This is a genomic window from Tateyamaria sp. (genome assembly GCF_059783535.1).
Genome location: NZ_JBYNDP010000029.1, coordinates 14,687 through 33,792, shown reverse-complemented (window position 1 = coordinate 33,792; position 19,106 = coordinate 14,687). Strand labels below are relative to the sequence as shown.

The window sequence follows — 19,106 nt, the reverse complement described above, 5'->3', positions numbered from 1 at the left end:
TTTGACCAAGGCCCCGAAGTGTGGCGCCATCCGCATCGAACCAATCGGTTTCACGAGCCAACTTCTGTCCAGGCGTGCCGAGGTCATGCGTGTTTGGATAGCGCGTAGGTATGAGCCCAACGCTTTCAGTACCTTCCACAAGAGTTAGGGTAACAGGCGTCCAGACGAGATCGCGCAAGTCACTGGGAGGATGCACCTTTAGCTTATGTAAGTTCGAAAAGGGCAGCCAAAGATATTTGCCGTCCACGATGGTTTCCAGCACCGGTCCAAAGCGCGGATCCGCGTCCGCGATCCACTCAAAGCTGGTGCCATTCGCGCGGCCCGCCGTGGCAGGCGCCGCACGCAGGGACATGGACCGTAGCCGCTCGGCACCCTCGACATCACCGTTGAGCTCCTTTTGCAAAGCATCCCAAAGCACTGCAAGCCAGGATGGCGCGTCGTCGTCAAACGGTGGCGGAGTTTGCCCGCGCAAAACCTTTTCACGGTGGACTTCGCAAACAATGGCTTCTCGGTACACTTGGGCCATGGGAATGGCTGCCGGATCGAGCGTTGCGCATGTCTTGAGTTGTTGAACAGCACGAGACCAGTCGCCTTCGATGCACAGTAACTGAAACAGGAAGACCCGCAGCCGCGCATCGGCAGGATCGGTCCGCACCTCAGCCTGAAGCGCGGACAGCGCGCCGGGCAGGTCGCCGGATTTGAGCAGGGTTTCGGCAGACATGGTTCAAGCCTCAATGGTTTGGGAGAGTTGGTCCCGGGTGTCGGGTGGATAAAGCACCCGGGACGCGAGGTCCGGCTTACGCCCTCTGAACCTCGTATTTCTCTTTGTTCAGTACCTTGCTCCACTCGGCCTCGCCCTGGCCACCGGACGGTTTGATCATCTTGCCGTCCTTGCCTTGGCGTCGGTATTCGATCTGCTTTGCACCGTAAGCCAGCGTGATGCTTTCGGTCAGCTCTTCGCCCGAACCAGACCAGGTCATCGACTTCACGATGACGGTCTTGAAGCGCACGATGAAGAAGTGTTTGCTACCAGTGCTGCTTCCGGTGCCGTGGCGACGGCATTCCATGATGGCTTCATCCAGGTGATCGCCGGTCGCACAGGCGCGGTAAAGACCAGCGGAAGCGGTATCGGTCAACTTGTTAAAGGTGAAGTCCTGAAAGTCGGTTTTACCGACACCACCACCGCCCGATTGCGAGTCGATGATCGAGCTGTTTTCAGCACCAAAGCCGAACTCCGTGATCTGAAATGCGCCTTCCTTGGCCATTTCTTCGTCGAGTGTTTCCCCTCGGATAATGTTGTTCTTGGGGAAGCGGAGGAATGCGTCAAATGACATATTACGGTCCTTTCTTCAGGTTGTAAGATGTTGATACAGAGAGGTTATTCGACCTCGGAAGGCAGTCTGGACACAAGGCGAAGCGAGACCGAAAGGCCTTCCAACTGATAGTGGGGACGAAGAAAAAACTTGCTTTCGTAGTAACCGGGATTGCCCTCAACTTCTTCGACCACGACCTCAGCCGCAGCGAGCGGTTTGCGGGATTTTACTTCCTCGGTTGAGGTCTCCTCGTTGTAATCGACATATTTGCTGATCCAGTCCTGCAGCCACTGCTCCATGTCCGAGCGGTTGGCAAAAGAGCCGACCTTGTCACGCACGATACACTTGAGGTAATGCGCAAACCGGCAGGTGGCGAAAAGGTACGGCAGTCGGGCCGCAAGGTTCGCGTTGGCCGTAGCATTGCCGTCGTCGTATTCGGTGGGCTTTTGTAGGGACTGAGCCCCTATAAAGGCCGCCGTATCTGTATTCTTACGATGGATCAAAGGCATCAGACCGTTGTTGCCCAACTCAGCTTCGCGCCGGTCCGAGATGGCAATTTCGGTCGGACACTTCATATCAACGCCGCCGTCATCAGACGGAAACGTATGGGTCGGAAGGCCATCAACAGTGCCGCCAGATTCCACCCCACGAATTCGCGAACACCAGCCATATTCCTTGAAAGATCGGTTGATATTCCGCGCCATCGCGTAGGATGCATTCACCCAGCAATACTTGTTTGAATGTGCACCTTCGGTGTCTTCTTCGAAGGCGAATTCCTCAACCGGGTCAGTCTTTGCGCCGTAAGGATGACGACCCAAAAACCGCGGCATGGCGAGACCCAAGTAGCGGGCATCCTCACTCTCGCGAAGAGAACGCCAGGCGGCGTATTCTGGAGTCTGGAAAATCTTGGTCAGATCGCGCGGATTGGCCAATTCGTCCCACCCGTCCATCTGCAACAGCGTGGGATCAGCACCTGCCAGAAACGGCGCATGGGCAGAGGCCGCGATCTTGGACATCTCGCCAAGGATCTCGACGTCCCGTGGGCTATGATTGAAGTGGTAATCACCGACAAGGCAGGCATAGGGTTCGCCGCCAAACTGTCCGTATTCCTCTTCATAGATCTTCTTGAAAATCGGGGATTGGTCCCAGGCGGTGCCTTTGAATTTCCGTAAAGTCTTGGACAGGTCCTTCTTGGAAAGATCCATAAACCGGATCTTCAGCATCTCGTCAGTTTCGGTATTGTTCACTAGGAAATGCAAGCCGCGCCAAGAGCTTTCAAGCTTCTGGTAGTCAGCGTGGTGCAGGATGTGATTGATCTGCTGGGTCAGCTTGGTATCGATCTCTGCAACAAGAGCATCGATCGAACGCAACGCGTCATCAGACACCAAGGCCTCGTTTTCCAACACCTGTTCAGCGAGTGTTTTTACCGCTTCTTCGACAGCTGTTTTTGCCTGCTCGGATTTGGGGCGGAATTCCTTCTCTAAAAGCTCGGCAAAGTCGGACGACGCAAAGATGGTCTGGGTTTGCGTCTCTGTTGTGGTCTCGGTTGCATTGGTCATGGCCTAGTCCTCATCCTGGGAAGTCACGGCAGGCGCCGAAGTCAGAGCCTTGAGCAAAGCAGGGGCATTGATGACTTTGGCCATCAGGTCCTCTGCGCCGGTCTTTCCGTCCATGTAAGTGCCGAGGTTCGACAAATGGGTTCGCGCCTCGAGCAATTTTTTCAGTGGTTCGAGCTTGTTTGCGATGGCAGCAGGCGAAAAATCATCCATCCGCTCAAATGTCAGATCGACGGCGATGTTGCCCTCGCCCGTCAGCGTATTGGGCACCGAAAAGGCGGCACGAGGCTTGATCGATTTCATCCGGTCATCAAAGTTGTCGACGTCGATCTCAAGGAACTTGCGGTCTGCCACGGCGGGCAGCGGTTCCTCGGACTTGCCAGACAGATCGGCCATCACGCCCATCACAAAAGGCAGCTGGATCGTCTTTTCCGCGCCGTAAAGCTCCACATCATATTCGATCTGGACCCGCGGCGCGCGGTTGCGGGCGATGAATTTCTGGCTACTGGCCATGCTACATTCCTTTTCTTTCGCGGCTGCATTCGCCCGTTGAGGGCTCAGTCTGGCTAGTAAGTACCCTCGCCCCCCTCATCGGGTTCAAATCCACCGATCAAAGCGACATTTCCGACGCCTTCGGGCGCCATATCTTTCATGATGGTCACGAAATCAGCCGAAACGAGGCGCCTGGCGCGGGCCAAAAGAACAGGCAGCGGACTTGAGGGCTCGAATTGAGCGTAATAGGCCATGACCCGATCCAGAGCTGCTTTGACATCCTGGGGTGAGGTAATCGCGGCGTTGTGAATGACTCTCGCTTGCGCCGCCGGCACAGCAGCAGGATCTTCATCCCCCGGCCCCTCAGTTTCGGCCGCGGCTCCATCCCCCGCAAAGATGCCGAGCCTTCGACAGATGTCGCCCAGCATTTTCTGCAAAGGGTCAAGGTCCGGCCCCGCAGCCCCGACATGCGTATCAAAAACCTCGCATATCGCATGAACTGCTTCGAGCGCATCGGCTGCTACTGCGCGTGTTTGGCTAACCTCCTCGTGGCCCGCATCCTGGAACGCCGCGGCGATGGTCTGTGTATCAATCACTTTTGCCGAATTGGCAGGCGGTGAAGCGTCGCCGCTGGCCACCTCGAGATCTCGCAAAGAAAAGGTGCCGAAAGCAGAGCTATTGACCAGTGGCGCCTGCCGCAGCGACCGCAAAAGTATATCACGGCTCGACAGCGCAAGTGCCGCATTAACCCGCATCGTAGGGTCGCCATCGTCTTCGTCCAACTGAGGATGCACGTCATCCCAATGGGTTTTCAGGCATCCCTCTACATAGCGCAGGACCTCACCGAACCCGGGCAAACCGTTAGTGCGTAGTTGTGCATTGGCGAGGATCGCCGCGACCCGCAGATCCTGGGTACGCTCCAGCAGGACCACAGCTTTGGCAGAAACGTCATCGTAGTTGGGATCTTCGACTGGGATGACACTGTCACCGATCACCCGCTCTTCGGACGGTTTGCTGGCCATCTCAAGAGCGATGAACTCATCGTCATATTCCAGATCATCACCGCCTGGTGCGTCGTCGCGGATGGGCTTCATCAGCGCTTTTAGGTCAAGCATGGCGAGGTCCTTTTGCAATTTGGGTTTGTGCGGCCTCTAGAAAGGCGGCCTTGTCATTGGCGTCTGGGATCGCTTCGGTCATGGTGTCCAACAATTGCGACAGCGAGGCAGAGCCGGCCGCTTGGCGGCGCACAAGCGTCCCGGCGATGGGCCCCAGATGGGGTGTTAAAGCCGCGATGATGGATCGCAGATCATCCTCGTTGAGCTTGCCCTGCGCGCGCCCCGGATCGGCGGTCATCAGACTGGCCACTGTCCGACGCAAAACCTCCCGTTCCGAGGGATCGCTTACCTCACCGAGTATTTGTTGCAGCAGATCTTCTTGCGTCATCGCGGTTTCAGCCGCGCGGCGGGCAAGCAGCTTGCCGATTGGCCCGATGCGTGCCACCAGACTTTCCTCCAGCCGCAGCATTGTGGTGAGAGACAATCGACCAATCATCGTCTCTAACGAACGCGGGGCACCAGCCGCGGGGGAGGCCGTTAGTGTGGCTCCATGTGTGCTGATTGCTGCCAGAAGTGCTGTGCGCATCTCTATCGCACTGGCGTACCGTCCCTTGGGATCGGGGCAGATCGCTGTCATCACCACCGCGTCGAGGGCTGCAGGCAGGTCCAGCGCAAGTGTAGATGGTGACGGCACGCTTTCGCCCTTGCTCGCGAGCATCACCGCCGCGATCCCGCCCCCGCGATAAGGCTGTCGCCCTGTCAGTATCTCGTAAAGAATGATGCCGGTCGAATAGACATCGGATCGGGCGCACACCTCATCACCTGAGAATTGCTCAGGCGCCATATAGGCTGGCGTCCCGATCATACCGGCACCGGTGCGGTCCATCTTGGTAAAGCGGGCAATGCCGAAATCGGTCAGTTTGACGCCACCTTTAGCCGTTAACATGATGTTGGCTGGCTTCATGTCGCGGTGAACGATCGATGCTTCGTGAATGGCACACAGACCATCCAGAATCTGACCAAAGATCGCCGCCACCTCGGTCAGGGTCAAAGACTGAGGTTCGGACATGTGGTCTTCGAGGGTTTTGGCCTCTAAGCGCTCCATCACCAGATAGGGCCGGCCGTCTTGCTCGAGATAATCAAAGATCGTTACCAGATTGGGGTGAAGCACCCTGCCCGCAGCCTGCGCTTCGCGGGAAAAACGGGTCAGCCAATCTTCTTCGCCCACTGCATCAATCAGGTGCTTGTGCACGGTCTTGATCGCGACAGCACGGTCAATGTCCTGGTCATGGGCATCGTAAACCACGCCCATAGCCCCCGCGCCCAGCTTGGCCCGGATGCGATACTTTCCGATCTTCTCGGGCCCGCGCGGCGCTATAACGGTGTGATCAGTCATCGAGCATCTCCATCGCCCGATCCAGACTGCGGCGCATCCGGTTGAACGATTGCGCGAGCGAACTGATTTCATCGCGCGACGTGCGGCTGTACTCCGGCACGGAGAAGTCGCCCATACTGACCCGTTCGGCCATTTTTGTCAGGTATGACACCGGCCGAATGACGACCCGGCTCAGAAGGATGTTGGTCCACACGAAGACCAGCGTGAATGCGGCACCCAGCGCGACGGTGACCATCAGGGCCGTTTCCTTGGCCCGCTCTACAATCAGCGACCGCGGCACGGTTATGATCTGTGCCCCAACTGTTTCGCCCATTTCCCAGCCAAACCCGTTGACCGACCCATAGAGGTCCACCATCGCCGGCGGCGCCACGTCAGGGCTGGAGTGACAATTGAGGCATCCGGGGTTGTTGATTGTGATCGGCGCCGCCATCATCAACAGCTGGCCTGCGTCGGTCTCGATCCGCGCGGAAAGCTGGGTAAGGTCGGGGTCTTCGCGAAACTGGTTGATGATGTCAGCTTCGGCAGGTGTGGCCAGGTCCTCGGGGTTCGTCGGATTTAGGGCCGCTTCCTTGTAGTAGTATTGCGGGAATTCTGCCGTGACGGCGTCAAAGACAGTGCGGGCAGCGAAGGATGTCACCGCTTCGGGCTGAAACAGGATCTCTCCGTCGTCCGTCAAAAGAGGTTCGATATGTTCAAGGGTGTAATTGCGGACTGCAGTCGCATTGGCGCGCATCAGCTGCGCCTCGCGCTCCACGTCTCGCAAGGCACTTTCCCGCACCAGAGTGTAGCTGGCACCAGCGGCCGCCACGATGCCAAGCACGCTGGCGGAGATCAGAACCAGATTGTATTTGAACCGAAGCCCCATGTGTTCTCACCATTGTTGTCTCTCTGGTGAGTCCCCACAAAAGGGCACAAGGTTCACTTCCGTGCCAAAAGTTCCAAGAGCTGTGTTGGGGTCAGCAGACCGGTATCTGCCTCCGACCGCGCGACCTGAAAACCCTTGATCGCCTCACGGGTCTGAACCCCAATGATTCCGTCGATCAAACCTCGGTAGTGACCGGAAGCCCGAAGCGCGCGCTGAAGGTCGCGCTTGACCGGAGGTGAGAGTGACTGCTCGAGGATTGCTAGTTCAGCCTCCGTCGCGGGGGTTTCGGTTTCAGCGTCCTCGATGATTTCGGGCACTGGAACGGCAACCGGCTCGATTGGTACACGCGCAACGACCGGCGGCGAACGCAGTACAATTGGATCAGCAGGTACAGCAGAAAGCGTGGCACCCGGCACCAGTGACATGTCCTCAAGCACAGCGCGCAAATCCACGCTCGGGGTGGCGTCGGTCGTTTCGTCTAAAACATCTAGAACTGCGCTTGCCTCCTCCGCCGGGACAACCAGAATTTCGCTGGACCCGACAAGAGGGGCCGAAGCCAAGTCGGCATGCTCCACACCCTCCGGCAAGTCGGAAGGCGTTTCCGAGGACAAGATCACCGCGCCGCCTCGCTCGGCAAGAACGGTCATCCGCGCGAAGGCACGCAGCGGGACAGCCTCAGTAAATATGTCTGTCGGTTGGTTCAGCCGTGCGCTGCCCGGCAATACGAAAGTCCGCTCTTCGAAACGCACCGCGGGCATGTCCAGAAAGACCACTGCCGCATCCGCCTGCGCTGCCTCCTGAGAGAACCGCCGCATCATGGCGCGTAGTTCTGCATTGCTGGGCCCGCTCACCTGCAGGACTTCCGCATTTAACGCATTTAGACTGCGCAGCGCGCTTGCAGCCCGGTCAGAGTCCGTGCCTGATGAGACCACCATCCCGACGATCCGCACCGCATCTTGCGCGGCGGCGGGTGGTGCCACCGTCAATAGAGTGACGGACGCAAACGTCCGCAAAGCACGAAGACCGACACGCCTCATAGAGCACATACCTCACTTGGACCCAGGATCGCGGTGCAGGCATTCAACATGGGCAGCGCTTCAACTTCGTTGATCGATCCATTCAACCGCTCCGAAATCGCTTCGGGTGTAAGGGTCGGGTCCTTGGACAGCATGAGTGCAACCACACCGGACACATGGGCGGTAGCGATGGAGGATCCAGATACATATCGGTGCGTCGCCCCCGGCGCCGTTGTCAGCACGTCGACCATCGGGGCGGGCACACTGCGCTCGGCCACCTGCCCTGCAGCAATCACGCCGTCCAATGCGGCAGGATAAACCAGCTCTTGCCCTTCGCCCGAGGCTGCAACCACCACGATACCGGCGTCCAATGCGACCTGGATCAGCTCTGTCAAAAGTGGATCTTCGGGTCCGCCGATACTGAGGTTCAAAACATCAATGTCGTTGAGAATGGCGAAGTTGATCGCCCGCGCGAGCGAAAAGCTATTGCAAACACCTGGCGCCCCGTCTTGCTGCCAACACGCGCGCAAGCCCACCATGTCGGCTGAAGGCGCTACGCCAACGATCCCTTCGTTGGTTGCCGCTGCACCAATAATACCTGCGACTGCCGTCCCATGGGCCTCAGCCAACGGAACGGGGTCAGCAGCAACAAAATCAAACAGATCGACCATCCCGTCTGCAAGATCGGGGTGGCGATTGTCGATTGCACTGTCAACAATACCGACCCGCACCCCTTCACCCAAGGAAGAGGCATGGATCGGTAAGACCTGCATCCGCTTCAGCGCCCACTGCAATGGCAAAAGGGGATCGGTGTGGAACATTTCAGTCAGGCTAAAGTTGCGGAGCCGCTGGACCGTGCGTATGCGGGCATCCGTTTCCATTGCAGTGATCAGACCATCCACGTCAGGCACGTTCCGGGCGTCAAAGACAAAACAATGCACGTCAAGCGCATTGAGCGGCCATTCTGCAGCCAACGACACGCCAAAATCAGCCTCCAATGTATTGGCGAGGGCTGCCAGTGCTTGCGGCTCATCCTGGGGGATAGTGAGGATGAGATAGTTGGTCGGAGCAAACGTGTTCGCATCCGTGAGTTGCCAATCCTGGGCCGCGGCGGATCGGGACAAGACAATCCCGATCAACCCCACAAGAGCAAAAAAGGCGAAGAACCGGCTCATTGGCCAGCATCCGGTGCTGCAAAGATGATCTGGTCCTGTGCCATCATGGCCTCAGATACGGCCGCCACATCGGCATCCTCGGCCAAGGTGGCCGAATAGATCCCGGCCGCCGACGGACCGGTCACAGTGACAACACCTAATGGTTCCAAAAGCTCGGTCAACTGGGCTTGTGTCAGATCGGATTCAAGTTGAAACCGGATGGTTGGTGCGTCGGATGCGGGCTCGCTTGTCAGCGTGACAAAATCGTCCTGCCCGGGGCCGTCGAACTGAACCGCCACCAACGCCAGGGCAAGGCAGGCGATAGCCAGTCCACCCAACATACCCTTGCCGCGCCCCTGCGTTGCCTCCAGCCAGCCACGCTTGGGTTTGACCAGCGTCCGCGCCTGCAGATCGGCTTCGACCTGTGCTCGCAAGGTCTCCCAACTGCGCTGCAAGGGCACATCAAAAGGGTCCGTCTTGACCACTTTCTGCGCCAGCACAGTCTGTCGCCCGATCTCTTCCGAACAGGCATTACACGTCTTGGCGTGGGCCTCCACCATCGCGATATCCGTGTCGAGCAACGTGCCGTTCACATACCACGGGATCAGATCCCACACTTCTTCATGGTCGTTTTGCGGACCGTTTGAACTATTGTCACGCAACTGCATGTTCTCCGCCTGTTTGTTCGTCTTCAGATAAGATACCGCGCAACCGCCGCCTGGCGGTCATCATACGCGTTTTCACAGTGCCCACCGGGCAACCAAGGATTTCAGCGATCTCGGTATAGAGATAACCATTATAGTAGGTCAGTTCGACGACTGCGCGAAGCTCTGGCTTAAGCTGGTCCAACGCATTCTTCAGGTCAGTGCCTCTGATAACAGTTTCAGCCGTGTCATCTCTGGCAGCAACCATACCCTCGTCCAGTTCAACGTCGCCTGCGCGACGTTCCAGCTTTTTGCGCTGCTTCATTGCGACGCGGTAGGCGATGCCGAAAATCCAGGTTGACGGCTTGGAACGGCCTTCAAACCGATCTGCCGTGCGCCAGACTGTCATCAACACATCGTTGGCCACCTCTTCGGCCGCCTCGGCGCTACCGGTGATCCGGCGCGCGAAATGCATCAGTTTCGGGAAATACTTTTTATGAACTTGTTCAAACGCTGCGACGTCACTTTGGGCCACAGCCGCGATCAGAGCATCATCGCTCATCGCTACGGGCGATTTTGCAGCGGTCTTAATAGATTTCAACATCCACATGAAGCTCGTTTCCCTAACTGTGATCGTTAGTCCCCGGGCAGCGCCGAAAGGTTCACGATTGAAGAAGATTTTTTTTGCGCACCCTGAATCACACCCATGGCCGGCACCGATTCACGTTAAGGTAGAGTCGTTGAGTCCAGCGATGGATGAACCGTTGGAAAAAGCGTGGAAATTGCATCCGCGCATGGATAAGTGGCATTTTTTAGACGCTCAGACCGCGATGCGGCACCTGCACCTCATGGGTCCACTGGCCTGATGGATCACCTGCCATGCCTGAACCTTGTCGTCTGTGTACTTGACTTGCAGACAATTGCGCGGCCTGTTTGAAGCAGCAAAGGGCCAATCATAAAAGCCCCTGACGCTTCCACTCCTCGATCTGTTGGCGGCTCACTTCGAAGTGCATTGAGTCTTCACGGGAGAAACCAGCCCCCCAGATCCAACCTTCCTTCTTGAAAAAATCTGCCAACAGGATCAAGCCAAGCTGGGTCCGCCCGTCGGCAAAATTGTCCAGTTGACCATCGATGTTGAGGTCCACGGCCAAACCGTAGGCATGTGCTGATGCCGACGCCGCCGACCCCCGGATCAGTCGCACGCATAGCGATCCGGAAGAAGCGATGCGCTTATAAAGCTCGGGCTCCAACGCCTCAACCTCTGAAAAAACCTTGCGCAGCGAAGCAACGGCCGGTGCCAGCATCTGGACACGTATCGGCCCCACCGGCTCAGCCGCGATCAGGGCTCGGAGGCGCGGGTTCGTCAACCTTTGACAGTCATCTTTCAGATCGTTGCGCGGCAACCCAAAGGTTTGGCGTAGGAAACTTGGAGTCGCGAGCGACAGCCCATCATTGACTGACCGCCGATCCGCGATCAGGACCACCTGCGCATAGTCATCGCGGGGCCGATGGGCCGCTTGCACTGAAGGTCGCGGCGGCAAATCGGGAGGCGTCGTCGACAGAGGCCGCTGCAACGCAGTTATCCCGATAGACGTTCGCGAATCCAGCCCGTCGACACGTGCCCGCAACGTTTCAATCTCTTGCCAAAGGGCCTGTGTCTCTGCTTGCAGCACCGCAAGTGAAGCTGGTTCGGGACCGGTCTGGTGCCGGAAGTCGGCGATCTGCCACAAAACAGGAGCCGCCAAAATGGTGAGTGCGGCCAGGGACCCTGTGGCAACAGTCTTCCATCGATTTTTCATCGGGCAACCTCCTGTGTAACAAACACCCTGCACGGGCGTTGCTTGTTGGTAGGTACGAATGCCTGATGAAAAGGTTTGGGATGATGTCAATCAATTGCCTAGATCGCCTGGATCGAATGAACGTCTGTTTGGAAGAATCCACATCATATCCGAGAGCAAACACAAAGGGTTTCAATGTGTTAATCGCAATACCTTGTAGCAAGTATGGAAGCTGATTGAACCTGTGGAATCCCGGAAGACAGCGGCATAGGGTCATACACACCCAATGGACAAGTCCGCACCATGGCCGTGCGATACAATGAACGCGGTGACATGCGCTGCAACCGAACCGAGATCATACTCAATAGATTGAGAGATAGACGGCCGTTTGCAAAATGCTTTCGGCAATGAGACGCCCTTTGGCGCATGCACCAGGCCATCCTTAGTCCGGAACATCAGATCTAGGTTCCAGGTCGAAATCGCAGGTGACGCTTCGTGGAGCACACAGTTCTCCCTCAGCGTTCCTTGCAGATACATGCGCAAGCTGTCAGGAAGATGCTGTTATAGCGGACTTGAAAGCGGTGCACATAATCTGACGGATGCAGCGTGGCTATGTGGGGTGACCTGCAATCGCGGCAGCAAACATTGAACGGTGGGCACGCGGGCGTCATACCGCATTTGTCAAACCGTCTGACAGAAGCTGAACTAGACAAACTGACACTCCACATTTTGTGCGCAGGGCAGGATGATGGCCAAGTTTGAGCGAGCACACTGAGCTGGTGTAATTGAAGACTTAATGCATTAATTTTTCGACAAAAAAACCATACCGTGTGTTGTGGCATTAACGGTTTCTGTTCGCAAAACGCTTATGAAAACTGCGTTTGTAAGCAGGAAAAGCATGATACCGCCCGAGATCTTCAATCAAATCGATGACAAGTGCAACGAAGGTCTCGCGCTTGCATCGGCCGATGCGGATGACGGCGCGGTCATGGTGTTCCAGTGGTGCAATAAGGCATTTTCCAGGATCACAGGATACAGCTCCGCTGAAGCGGTGGGGCAGCGCGGGACAATCCTGATCGGCTCCGACCTTGAGCAGGGCATACACCTCCACATCATTGAAAAACTGATGGGGTGGGAGAATTTTTCGACGGAAGCGACAAACAATCGCAAGAACGGCGAAACCTATTGGCAACGAATGAGCTGGACCCATTTGTCCGACCCCGCATCGGGTGATCATTGGTGGCTATGCTCTGTCATAGACTTGGGAAAACAACGGTCCGGGCCCGCAGCAGTAGCCCAGCCGCAGCCTGATCCAGTCGAGCCGGGAAGCCACGACAAGACGCTCGAAAAAGTGCACCGCTTGGAGAAAGAGAACACCCGTCTACACGAACTGGCCAAATCTGTGGCCAGGGACGCCAACGAGGACGCGCTCACCGGGCTTTCAAACCGCAGGCATTTCGAGGTTGAAGTGAAGACTTGGATTGAAGGGTTGAAGCTGCATGGCAGAGAGTTTGCAGTCCTGTACATCGACCTGGATCGCTTCAAGTTCGTGAATGATACACTTGGACATGATGCCGGTGACAGGTTGCTCGTTTCTGTCGCGGATACGCTGCGCGAACTCACTGACGAGTCCGACTTAGTCGCGCGGTTAGGTGGCGACGAATTCGCGATTCTACGCCCTCTCGGAAACAGCGCATTGGAAATCAGCGGCCTCGCCGACGAAATTGTGTCGCGGATGCAAGCCCCATTCATGTGTGAAGGGAAATCAACGGCATGTGGTGCCAGTGTCGGTGTCGCGATCGCCAAAACCAATACGCACGATCCCGACAGGATCGTCGCCGACGCTGACGAGGCTTTGTATCATGCCAAAGACAACGGCAAGGGTCGATGGTCTTTCTTCACCGAAGAGATGCACGCCCAATCTATCGCCACAAAGCAACTGGCCTCGGACTTGTTGCTGGCGTGTGAACGACAAGAGTTCATCCCATATTTTCAGCCTCTCATCGATGCAGAAACCGGCATGATTGCCTCTGTCGAAACGTTGGTGCGATGGGACCATCCGACCAGAGGAGTGCTGCCACCCGGGGCGTTCTTGGATACTGCGCGAAACATTGGAATTCTGAAACGGATCGACGAGATCATGTTTGCGTGCCTGAAAGACGTAATATCGCGCTTTGACAAAGCTCACGTCAACATTCCGCGCTTTGCGGTGAATGTATCGGCCGCCCGCTTGGCCGATCCTACCTTTATTCATGATGTTCGGAGTTCCGGCATCGCCCCGGAACGCCTGACCATCGAAATTCTCGAGTCCGTCTATCTCGACCGCATAGGCGAAATCGTTCGATGGACAATAGATGAGTTGGACGAGTTGGGTGTAACCGTGGCGCTTGACGATTTTGGCACCGGGCATGCCTCCGTTCGGGGCTTGCTGGAAATCCGACCCTCCATTTTGAAAATCGATCGCCAATTCATTCAGCCCGTCGCGGAAGACGCAAGCACACGTCCGCTGGTCGCCTCGATTATTGGCATCGGCAAGAGCCTTGGGATGCGTATCGTCGCAGAAGGCGTCGAAACCGACGAGCATGCGCGTATCGTCAGCAACATGGGCTGCGACTACCTCCAGGGTTTTCATTTCGGCAAACCCATGAGTTCGGAAGACCTTCGCAACCGACTGTTTGATAACGGTGGCCTGTTCTGGCCCCAAGCAATGTCAATTGAGCCGGATCGGGCGCGGTACATTACGGGCTAACAGGTCAAACGATCACTTGAACTCAGACACCGCTCAGCGATCATCTGATCCCCCGCTGTATCGACAGCGCCCACAACCACATACAAACTCATCTGATTGAGGATGGTGAATACAGTAGAGGTTGCGCTTATGCTGAGGCCGTAACGGCGAGTTCCATGGCCTGAGAAAAAGCCTCGTCTTCCGTCGGGCAGGGAAAGCGGGCTCCGCAAACCTGTCTGCGGCCTGGCCCGACCTCGTAGACGCAGGGAAGATAGACCCCTGCAGCAACCGCTGATGCGCAAGGAACCCATCGCCCACCTGGGCCTTCTACGGCTGCGCCTCTGCGGACGTTCACTGCGCCGGATGGCAGAGGAGAGACGTCATCAAGTGTGTTCAAAATCTGGTGGATGCTCATAACAAACCTCATTTTTGGAGGCAGTATTCTGGTTTGGTTTGGCCAAATTGGGGCTCATGTTCTGCACTTGCCCTGAAGGCGCCACAGTTTGGCGGCTCCAGCGGAATTGAATGCACATAGCTGAAAAACGTCGTATGAGTTTCGGCTGAGGAGGTCAGCAAAAGTCTTTCGTTTTAAGAGCTTAGTTTGATCAAGACATTTCGGCAATCCTGTCAAAATCGAAACATTCGCCCAAGATTTGTCTGATTCGAAAGGCTTTCACTATGCGTATCCCAGCGGCCAAAGGACGATATGGTGAAAGCCTGAAACCTGTATCGACCGGACCCTGGTGGAACTCCGACTTCTTTGGGACCTCCAAGTCTTCGGGGTCTTGCCCTGCGCACCCAATTAGCCGGAACATCGTAAGTCGCGCCGATTTTAATCCGGTCTTCCGCTACCACCGCTCAACAGAAATCCAACCGACGACCGCGCGAAGGGAGCGCGTCGTCAATTCGTTAACAGAAACTACAGGCAGCGAGGCCGCGGTAACGCTTCATTAACCAATAGATGATCTAGCCCTTACTACGCAGTCGTTCAAAATTGTTATAGAAAGCCATCAGCATGGGCCTCCGACCAAGCCATCTATTTGAAGTTGTCACACGTTTCTCGGGGGTTTTGCGCGATCTGGAAGACATGGGAATTCGCGTCAAAATCGGTGACGATTTTCAAGAGTACCGAGCGCTCCGCAACCGGCAGATTGATCGCGGACCAATCTATCCGATGTTTGATGTTGCCAGTTCCTATGTCGATCACACCAACGGCTTCTGGATCTGCGGTTTCGACCACGATGGTGAATTGGTCCACACCCAAGCTGTGCGAATTCTTGACTTGTCGGGAGTGTCGCTAGCGACCCACTTGGAACTACACCGCCACAAATACATAACACCTGACTCAACACCCGACCCTGACCAGACTTTTTTTTCGGGGCCGGAAGCGCTCAATACAATTACTGGCACGGTCGGCTACCAAGGGGATTTTTGGTTGCGCGCCAAGGGACTTGCCGGTCCACGTAGTCAGGGCGCAACAACGCTGCTTTCAAACCTGCTGCTTGAAGTAACCGTGATCTCTTGGGAGCCCTCGTACATGTTTGCCTTTGTGCCAAAGCCTTTGGCCGTCAAAGGGGCGCATCTTCGCTATGGTTACATGCACTGTGAAGCAGGGCGTTGGTTTGGCCCGGACCAACAGGTGACAGATGAGGACTATCTGATCTGGATGACTGCGAAAGACTTAGCCAGTTCTTTCGCCCAAGCGTCCAACAGTCTGCAACGCCCAGACAGTGATTTGACAAAGCCAGCCGAACCGAAACCCGCCATTCAAATGGCGGATCTGACTTCGGTGGCGAATGCCTGACCCCAATCATTCGACTATGAGAGCAAGCGGACCAAATCCGAGCGCGCCCTATGCCACGGGTGCCATGACCCAAGCGGCGATATACGGGCCCGTTGCGGCTCAAGTCGCTTTCGTGATGGAGCTAACGTTGGTGCCTCTGTTGCTGCCATCAATGCGCTCGCAGTTTGGTTTGTCGCTTGGCGAACTGACTTGGGTTTTCAACTCGTACAGCGTCGCGGTCGCTGTCGGGGTTCTGGTGGGTGGACTGTTCGGCGATACCTTTAAAACAACAAGGGTTTTCGGGTGTGGCGTCTTCGCATTTCTCACCGGCTCTATTCTACTGACCACGCCAGTCAATGCGGAGATGCTGATTGTTGGACGCTTACTTCAGGGCTTTGGTGCTGGCGTGTTTTCACCTCTCGTCCCGGTATTACTCACACGGAACGCGCCTGAAAAACCGGGGCGGGTACTTATTCTCTGGGGAAGTCTGGCTGGCTACGTCGCCGCCCTCGCACCCCTAGCCTATAGCAGTATCGTTGGCGTGGGGAACTGGAACCTCGCATTTGGTTTCATCGCAGCCCTTGCAGCCCTTGCATTGTTTTTCCATGTATCAGCGCCGACTTCCGATGAACCGGAAGACCCGCACATCGAAAAACTGGAGTATCTTGCGATTTTTCGCGCCGGGAAGCTGTGGTTGATGCTCGCTTACGTATTTCTGACCTATGGGGCGATAACCTACTTCTTGTTCCGTCTTCCGCTATGGCTCTCAGAAACGGGTGCGGGGACAACCAGCATTGGCTTCATGCTTTCGGCGTTTTGGCTGACCTTTTCAGTTCTAAGCGCTCTCTTACGGAATAAGGTCGATGAAGTTCACGTTCAAACGATCATGCTTGCAGCGCCAGCGCTGATTGCGACCGGTCTGCTCGTTTCCTACAGTGAAAACTCTATTTTGCTTGTGGCTTCCGCAATCCTTGTCGGGTCTGGTTTGGCTTGCAGCAACGCCCCCTCAACACAAGTGATCCTGCGACACGCACCCAACGGCCTGAGCGCGATATCAGCCAGTTTGGACATAACCCTTGCGAGGTTCGGCGGGATTTTGGCGGTCACGACACTTGCCGGAATGGGAGTTTCCGTTGCTGGCCCCGCAATTTGCACAAGTTGTTTTGTCGCGGCAAGCTGTGCATTCGCGGTATTCAAATTACCAACTGATCATGCATGACACTCTGGCTGAACGCATTGCGATGTAAACGGACTTTATTGAAACGGTTTTGACCGTTGTCGGCAGCAGCACAAAACGTAGCTTAGATCTGTACCGACACATTGGTGCAGCAGACCCGGTACTGACATCTAGTAATTGCCTCCTAAGCTGCGTTGCGGCCCGTCAGAGTAGACATTCGTCGCTGCTTCGAAGTGGGATAATCAGCGGACTGAACCAGCCTATGGGACAGAGTGATCGTTCAATGCTATCAGGCAATCCTACAGTGCGAAGGAGAAAATTTGTACTGAGGTCGTCAGAGATTTAAAGTGCGAAAAAAGATTGGGCGGTTTCGAAATTAACATTTTACTGTAGAGGGCGTGCGAGTCCGTACTCCTCCCCATGCTCCGGCGTCCAAAGAGGCTTCAGGCCGCAGTTCCTTGTCATCGAGGCGCGGGGGAAACCCTCGAATTCCTTCTCGTAACCAGCCGCGAGCCAAAACGGTGGGGCATTCCACAAGGTCGGATAATCCGCGGACTGGAATCGAACGAGGCAGCACTTCGCGAAGCGTGGGAGGAAGCTGCGGTAAAGCTTGGCGATGTTAGCCACGTGCCCGAAGGGGAGTATGTACACCAGAAAAGATAGTCCTAGGGATGGAGTTTCCCGGTTGAAACACTGGACTACTCAGTAGCGGTCAAGGAACTGTCTGAGCTCTATCCGGAAGTAAAGAAACGGAAGTGGGCTTCCGCGACGACGGCTCGGATAGCCAATGGTAAAATGGCCCCATGTCAGCGGTGTAGTAGGCGGCAAAGTATGCAACACGCAAATGCTTCAGCATTAGAAGGGACGGCGCATAAGAGACATTCCATGTCCGCCAGTTTCGCTGCGCTGGCAGCCAACATTGCTACCCTTCGCTGCAAGCGCAAAGCCATGTTCTGTTCAAGCTCACGGTCTGCGCGCTTGGCGGCATCTGCGAAAACCACTTTCGGCGGGTTGCCGACGTTCGCGGCACCGGAAAAATGGTCAGACCAATCGCAACACAGCCAAATACGGTCAGGGCGATGCCAACCGTTTGACGTTTTAGTACCCAAGCATAATGTGGATCGCAGCGAGATGGCGAGAGAGTGGCTCGTTGAAGCAACTCTATGTCCTGACGGATGACTAGCCTTTAACGGCACCCTCGCTAAGACCGGATACGAGGTAGCGCTGAGCAATTAGAAAAACAACGGTGATAGGCAAGCCCGAGAGGATGGCGGCGGCGGCAAAGTTTCCCCACAAGTACTTGAATTCATTCAGGTATAGGCGGCTGCCGACGGCCAGCGTCATCTGGTTCTCGGACCGGATGAGGACGGAAGCGATTGGATAGTCATTGACGAAACCGATGAAGGCGAGGATGAAGACGACAGACATGATGGGAACGGCGAGTGGCAGGAAGATGGAGCGAAAGGTTTGCCAGTGTGTCGCGCCGTCTATGGCGGCGGCCTTGTCCAGTGCCGTGTCGATGCTGTCGAAGTAGCCCTTGATCGTCCAGATATGCAGCGTCACTCCTGCCATGTAGATCAGGACCAATGCGAGGTGGCTGTCGAGGCCAAGGACGGGTGAGACTTCACCCAAAGTGTCGAAAATGGCGTAGATCGCGACCAGAGCCAACGTCGTTGGAAACATCTGGATCAGGAACAAACCATCCAGCATCGCGCCCTTACCGCGAATGCGTATCCGACTGAAAGCATATGCAGAGATAGTGGCCACAGCCAGAACGCCGGTACTGGCGATCAATCCGATCTTGATGGAATTCCACATCCAAAGCAGAACCGGATAAGGCGGCTCAACCACTGTACCATCAGCGCGGGTATAGTCGAAGCCAAAGGCCAGAACCCAATGCTCCAACGTGGGGTTTTCAGGGATGATGCTGCCGACAGCAAAATTGCCTTCGCGGAAAGAAATGGACAGGACAACGACGAAGGGAAAGAGGATCAGCCCAAGGAAGACCAGCAGGAAGCCGTGGGCCAGGATCTTCTTGATCAGAAGATCGCGAGGGCGTTCGACGATCATGCGGCGCTCTCCGATGCTCTGCGGCTGCCAACAATTGAAGCGCTGTATTGCGAGGATATTCTAGATCTGTCCATGCGAT

Annotated in this window: 17 protein-coding genes; 4 read left to right on the top strand and 13 right to left on the bottom strand. The window is 56.1% G+C overall.

The genetic code is table 11. The annotated features are described in order from the left end of the window. From AC6RA8_RS08190 to AC6RA8_RS08135, 12 genes are all read right to left on the bottom strand, one after another. A partial coding sequence (locus AC6RA8_RS08190; protein ID WP_500351906.1) for a type VI secretion system accessory protein TagJ occupies positions 1 to 721 on the bottom strand: 721 nt, incomplete at its 3' end. 76 nt (positions 722 to 797) lie between these two features. After that, entirely contained in the window at positions 798 to 1,334 is a 537-nt protein-coding gene (locus tag AC6RA8_RS08185; protein ID WP_500351904.1) for an Hcp family type VI secretion system effector, read from the bottom strand. 44 nt (positions 1,335 to 1,378) lie between these two features. After that, positions 1,379 to 2,872, bottom strand: a complete 1,494-nt coding sequence (gene tssC, locus AC6RA8_RS08180; RefSeq protein WP_500351902.1) for a type VI secretion system contractile sheath large subunit — start codon at positions 2,870 to 2,872, stop codon at positions 1,379 to 1,381. Between the two features lie 3 nt (positions 2,873 to 2,875). Beyond that, the gene (gene tssB / locus AC6RA8_RS08175) at positions 2,876 to 3,382 is read right to left on the bottom strand and encodes a type VI secretion system contractile sheath small subunit (protein WP_500351900.1); all 507 of its coding nucleotides are present in this window, start codon (positions 3,380 to 3,382) and stop codon (positions 2,876 to 2,878) included. Positions 3,383 to 3,435: 53 nt separating this feature from the next. Then, positions 3,436 to 4,476 (bottom strand): type VI secretion system protein TssA, encoded by a 1,041-nt coding sequence (gene tssA / locus AC6RA8_RS08170; protein WP_500351898.1) that lies wholly within the window; start codon positions 4,474 to 4,476, stop codon positions 3,436 to 3,438. Then, on the bottom strand, positions 4,469 to 5,812 hold the full coding sequence (locus AC6RA8_RS08165; RefSeq protein ID WP_500351897.1) for a serine/threonine-protein kinase: 1,344 nt from the start codon (positions 5,810 to 5,812) through the stop codon (positions 4,469 to 4,471). Before AC6RA8_RS08165 ends, tssA begins: the two co-directional genes overlap by 8 nt. Beyond that, entirely contained in the window at positions 5,805 to 6,677 is an 873-nt protein-coding gene (locus AC6RA8_RS08160; protein WP_500351896.1) for a Tll0287-like domain-containing protein, read from the bottom strand. The genes AC6RA8_RS08165 and AC6RA8_RS08160 overlap by 8 nt, the downstream gene beginning before the upstream one ends. 53 nt (positions 6,678 to 6,730) lie before the next feature. Next, complete coding sequence (locus AC6RA8_RS08155) at positions 6,731 to 7,714, bottom strand: peptidoglycan-binding domain-containing protein (protein ID WP_500351894.1); 984 nt, start codon at positions 7,712 to 7,714, stop codon at positions 6,731 to 6,733. Then, positions 7,711 to 8,868, bottom strand: coding sequence for a S8 family serine peptidase (locus AC6RA8_RS08150; RefSeq protein WP_500351892.1), 1,158 nt, complete (start codon positions 8,866 to 8,868; stop codon positions 7,711 to 7,713). Before AC6RA8_RS08150 ends, AC6RA8_RS08155 begins: the two co-directional genes overlap by 4 nt. After that, positions 8,865 to 9,515: a zf-HC2 domain-containing protein gene (locus AC6RA8_RS08145; RefSeq protein ID WP_500351891.1), complete on the bottom strand. Its 651-nt coding sequence runs from the start codon at positions 9,513 to 9,515 to the stop codon at positions 8,865 to 8,867. Before AC6RA8_RS08145 ends, AC6RA8_RS08150 begins: the two co-directional genes overlap by 4 nt. Continuing rightward, positions 9,502 to 10,053: an RNA polymerase sigma factor gene (locus AC6RA8_RS08140; RefSeq protein ID WP_500351889.1), complete on the bottom strand. Its 552-nt coding sequence runs from the start codon at positions 10,051 to 10,053 to the stop codon at positions 9,502 to 9,504. The genes AC6RA8_RS08145 and AC6RA8_RS08140 overlap by 14 nt, the downstream gene beginning before the upstream one ends. Positions 10,054 to 10,444: 391 nt before the next feature. Further along, a complete protein-coding gene (locus AC6RA8_RS08135) occupies positions 10,445 to 11,290 on the bottom strand; it encodes a M15 family metallopeptidase (RefSeq protein ID WP_500351887.1) in 846 nt (281 codons plus the stop codon). A gap of 877 nt (positions 11,291 to 12,167) precedes the next feature. On the opposite strand from AC6RA8_RS08135, the gene AC6RA8_RS08130 reads away from it, so the two are divergent. From AC6RA8_RS08130 to AC6RA8_RS08115, 4 genes are all read left to right on the top strand, one after another. Further along, entirely contained in the window at positions 12,168 to 14,018 is a 1,851-nt protein-coding gene (locus AC6RA8_RS08130; protein WP_500351885.1) for a sensor domain-containing protein, read from the top strand. A gap of 1,048 nt (positions 14,019 to 15,066) precedes the next feature. Next, positions 15,067 to 15,801 carry a hypothetical protein gene (locus AC6RA8_RS08125; RefSeq protein ID WP_500351883.1) on the top strand — a complete coding sequence of 245 codons (735 nt, stop codon included), beginning with the start codon at positions 15,067 to 15,069 and terminating at the stop codon, positions 15,799 to 15,801. A 64-nt stretch (positions 15,802 to 15,865) separates the two neighbouring features. Then, positions 15,866 to 16,999 (top strand): MFS transporter, encoded by a 1,134-nt coding sequence (locus AC6RA8_RS08120; protein ID WP_500351882.1) that lies wholly within the window; start codon positions 15,866 to 15,868, stop codon positions 16,997 to 16,999. A gap of 378 nt (positions 17,000 to 17,377) precedes the next feature. Further along, positions 17,378 to 17,620 (top strand): NUDIX domain-containing protein, encoded by a 243-nt coding sequence (locus tag AC6RA8_RS08115; RefSeq protein WP_500351881.1) that lies wholly within the window; start codon positions 17,378 to 17,380, stop codon positions 17,618 to 17,620. A 516-nt stretch (positions 17,621 to 18,136) separates the two neighbouring features. Here the strand turns inward: AC6RA8_RS08115 and malG are convergent. Continuing rightward, a complete protein-coding gene (gene malG / locus AC6RA8_RS08110; protein WP_500351879.1) occupies positions 18,137 to 19,027 on the bottom strand; it encodes a maltose ABC transporter permease MalG in 891 nt (296 codons plus the stop codon). Between the last annotated feature and the right edge of the window lie 79 nt (positions 19,028 to 19,106).

Excerpts from the sequence above, each read along its gene's own strand:
- malG (WP_500351879.1), bottom strand. The coding sequence starts at position 19,027 with ATGATCGTCGAACGCCCTCGCGATCTTCTGATCAAGAAGATCCTGGCC.
- AC6RA8_RS08130 (WP_500351885.1), top strand. The coding sequence starts at position 12,168 with ATGATACCGCCCGAGATCTTCAATCAAATCGATGACAAGTGCAACGAA.
- AC6RA8_RS08120 (WP_500351882.1), top strand. The coding sequence starts at position 15,866 with ATGACCCAAGCGGCGATATACGGGCCCGTTGCGGCTCAAGTCGCTTTC.
- AC6RA8_RS08135 (WP_500351887.1), bottom strand. The coding sequence starts at position 11,290 with ATGAAAAATCGATGGAAGACTGTTGCCACAGGGTCCCTGGCCGCACTC.
- AC6RA8_RS08115 (WP_500351881.1), top strand. The coding sequence starts at position 17,378 with ATGCTCCGGCGTCCAAAGAGGCTTCAGGCCGCAGTTCCTTGTCATCGA.
- AC6RA8_RS08145 (WP_500351891.1), bottom strand. The coding sequence starts at position 9,515 with ATGCAGTTGCGTGACAATAGTTCAAACGGTCCGCAAAACGACCATGAA.
- tssC (WP_500351902.1), bottom strand. The coding sequence starts at position 2,872 with ATGACCAATGCAACCGAGACCACAACAGAGACGCAAACCCAGACCATC.
- AC6RA8_RS08160 (WP_500351896.1), bottom strand. The coding sequence starts at position 6,677 with ATGGGGCTTCGGTTCAAATACAATCTGGTTCTGATCTCCGCCAGCGTG.
- AC6RA8_RS08165 (WP_500351897.1), bottom strand. The coding sequence starts at position 5,812 with ATGACTGATCACACCGTTATAGCGCCGCGCGGGCCCGAGAAGATCGGA.
- AC6RA8_RS08140 (WP_500351889.1), bottom strand. The coding sequence starts at position 10,053 with ATGAGCGATGATGCTCTGATCGCGGCTGTGGCCCAAAGTGACGTCGCA.
- AC6RA8_RS08150 (WP_500351892.1), bottom strand. The coding sequence starts at position 8,868 with ATGAGCCGGTTCTTCGCCTTTTTTGCTCTTGTGGGGTTGATCGGGATT.
- tssB (WP_500351900.1), bottom strand. The coding sequence starts at position 3,382 with ATGGCCAGTAGCCAGAAATTCATCGCCCGCAACCGCGCGCCGCGGGTC.
- AC6RA8_RS08185 (WP_500351904.1), bottom strand. The coding sequence starts at position 1,334 with ATGTCATTTGACGCATTCCTCCGCTTCCCCAAGAACAACATTATCCGA.
- AC6RA8_RS08155 (WP_500351894.1), bottom strand. The coding sequence starts at position 7,714 with ATGAGGCGTGTCGGTCTTCGTGCTTTGCGGACGTTTGCGTCCGTCACT.
- tssA (WP_500351898.1), bottom strand. The coding sequence starts at position 4,476 with ATGCTTGACCTAAAAGCGCTGATGAAGCCCATCCGCGACGACGCACCA.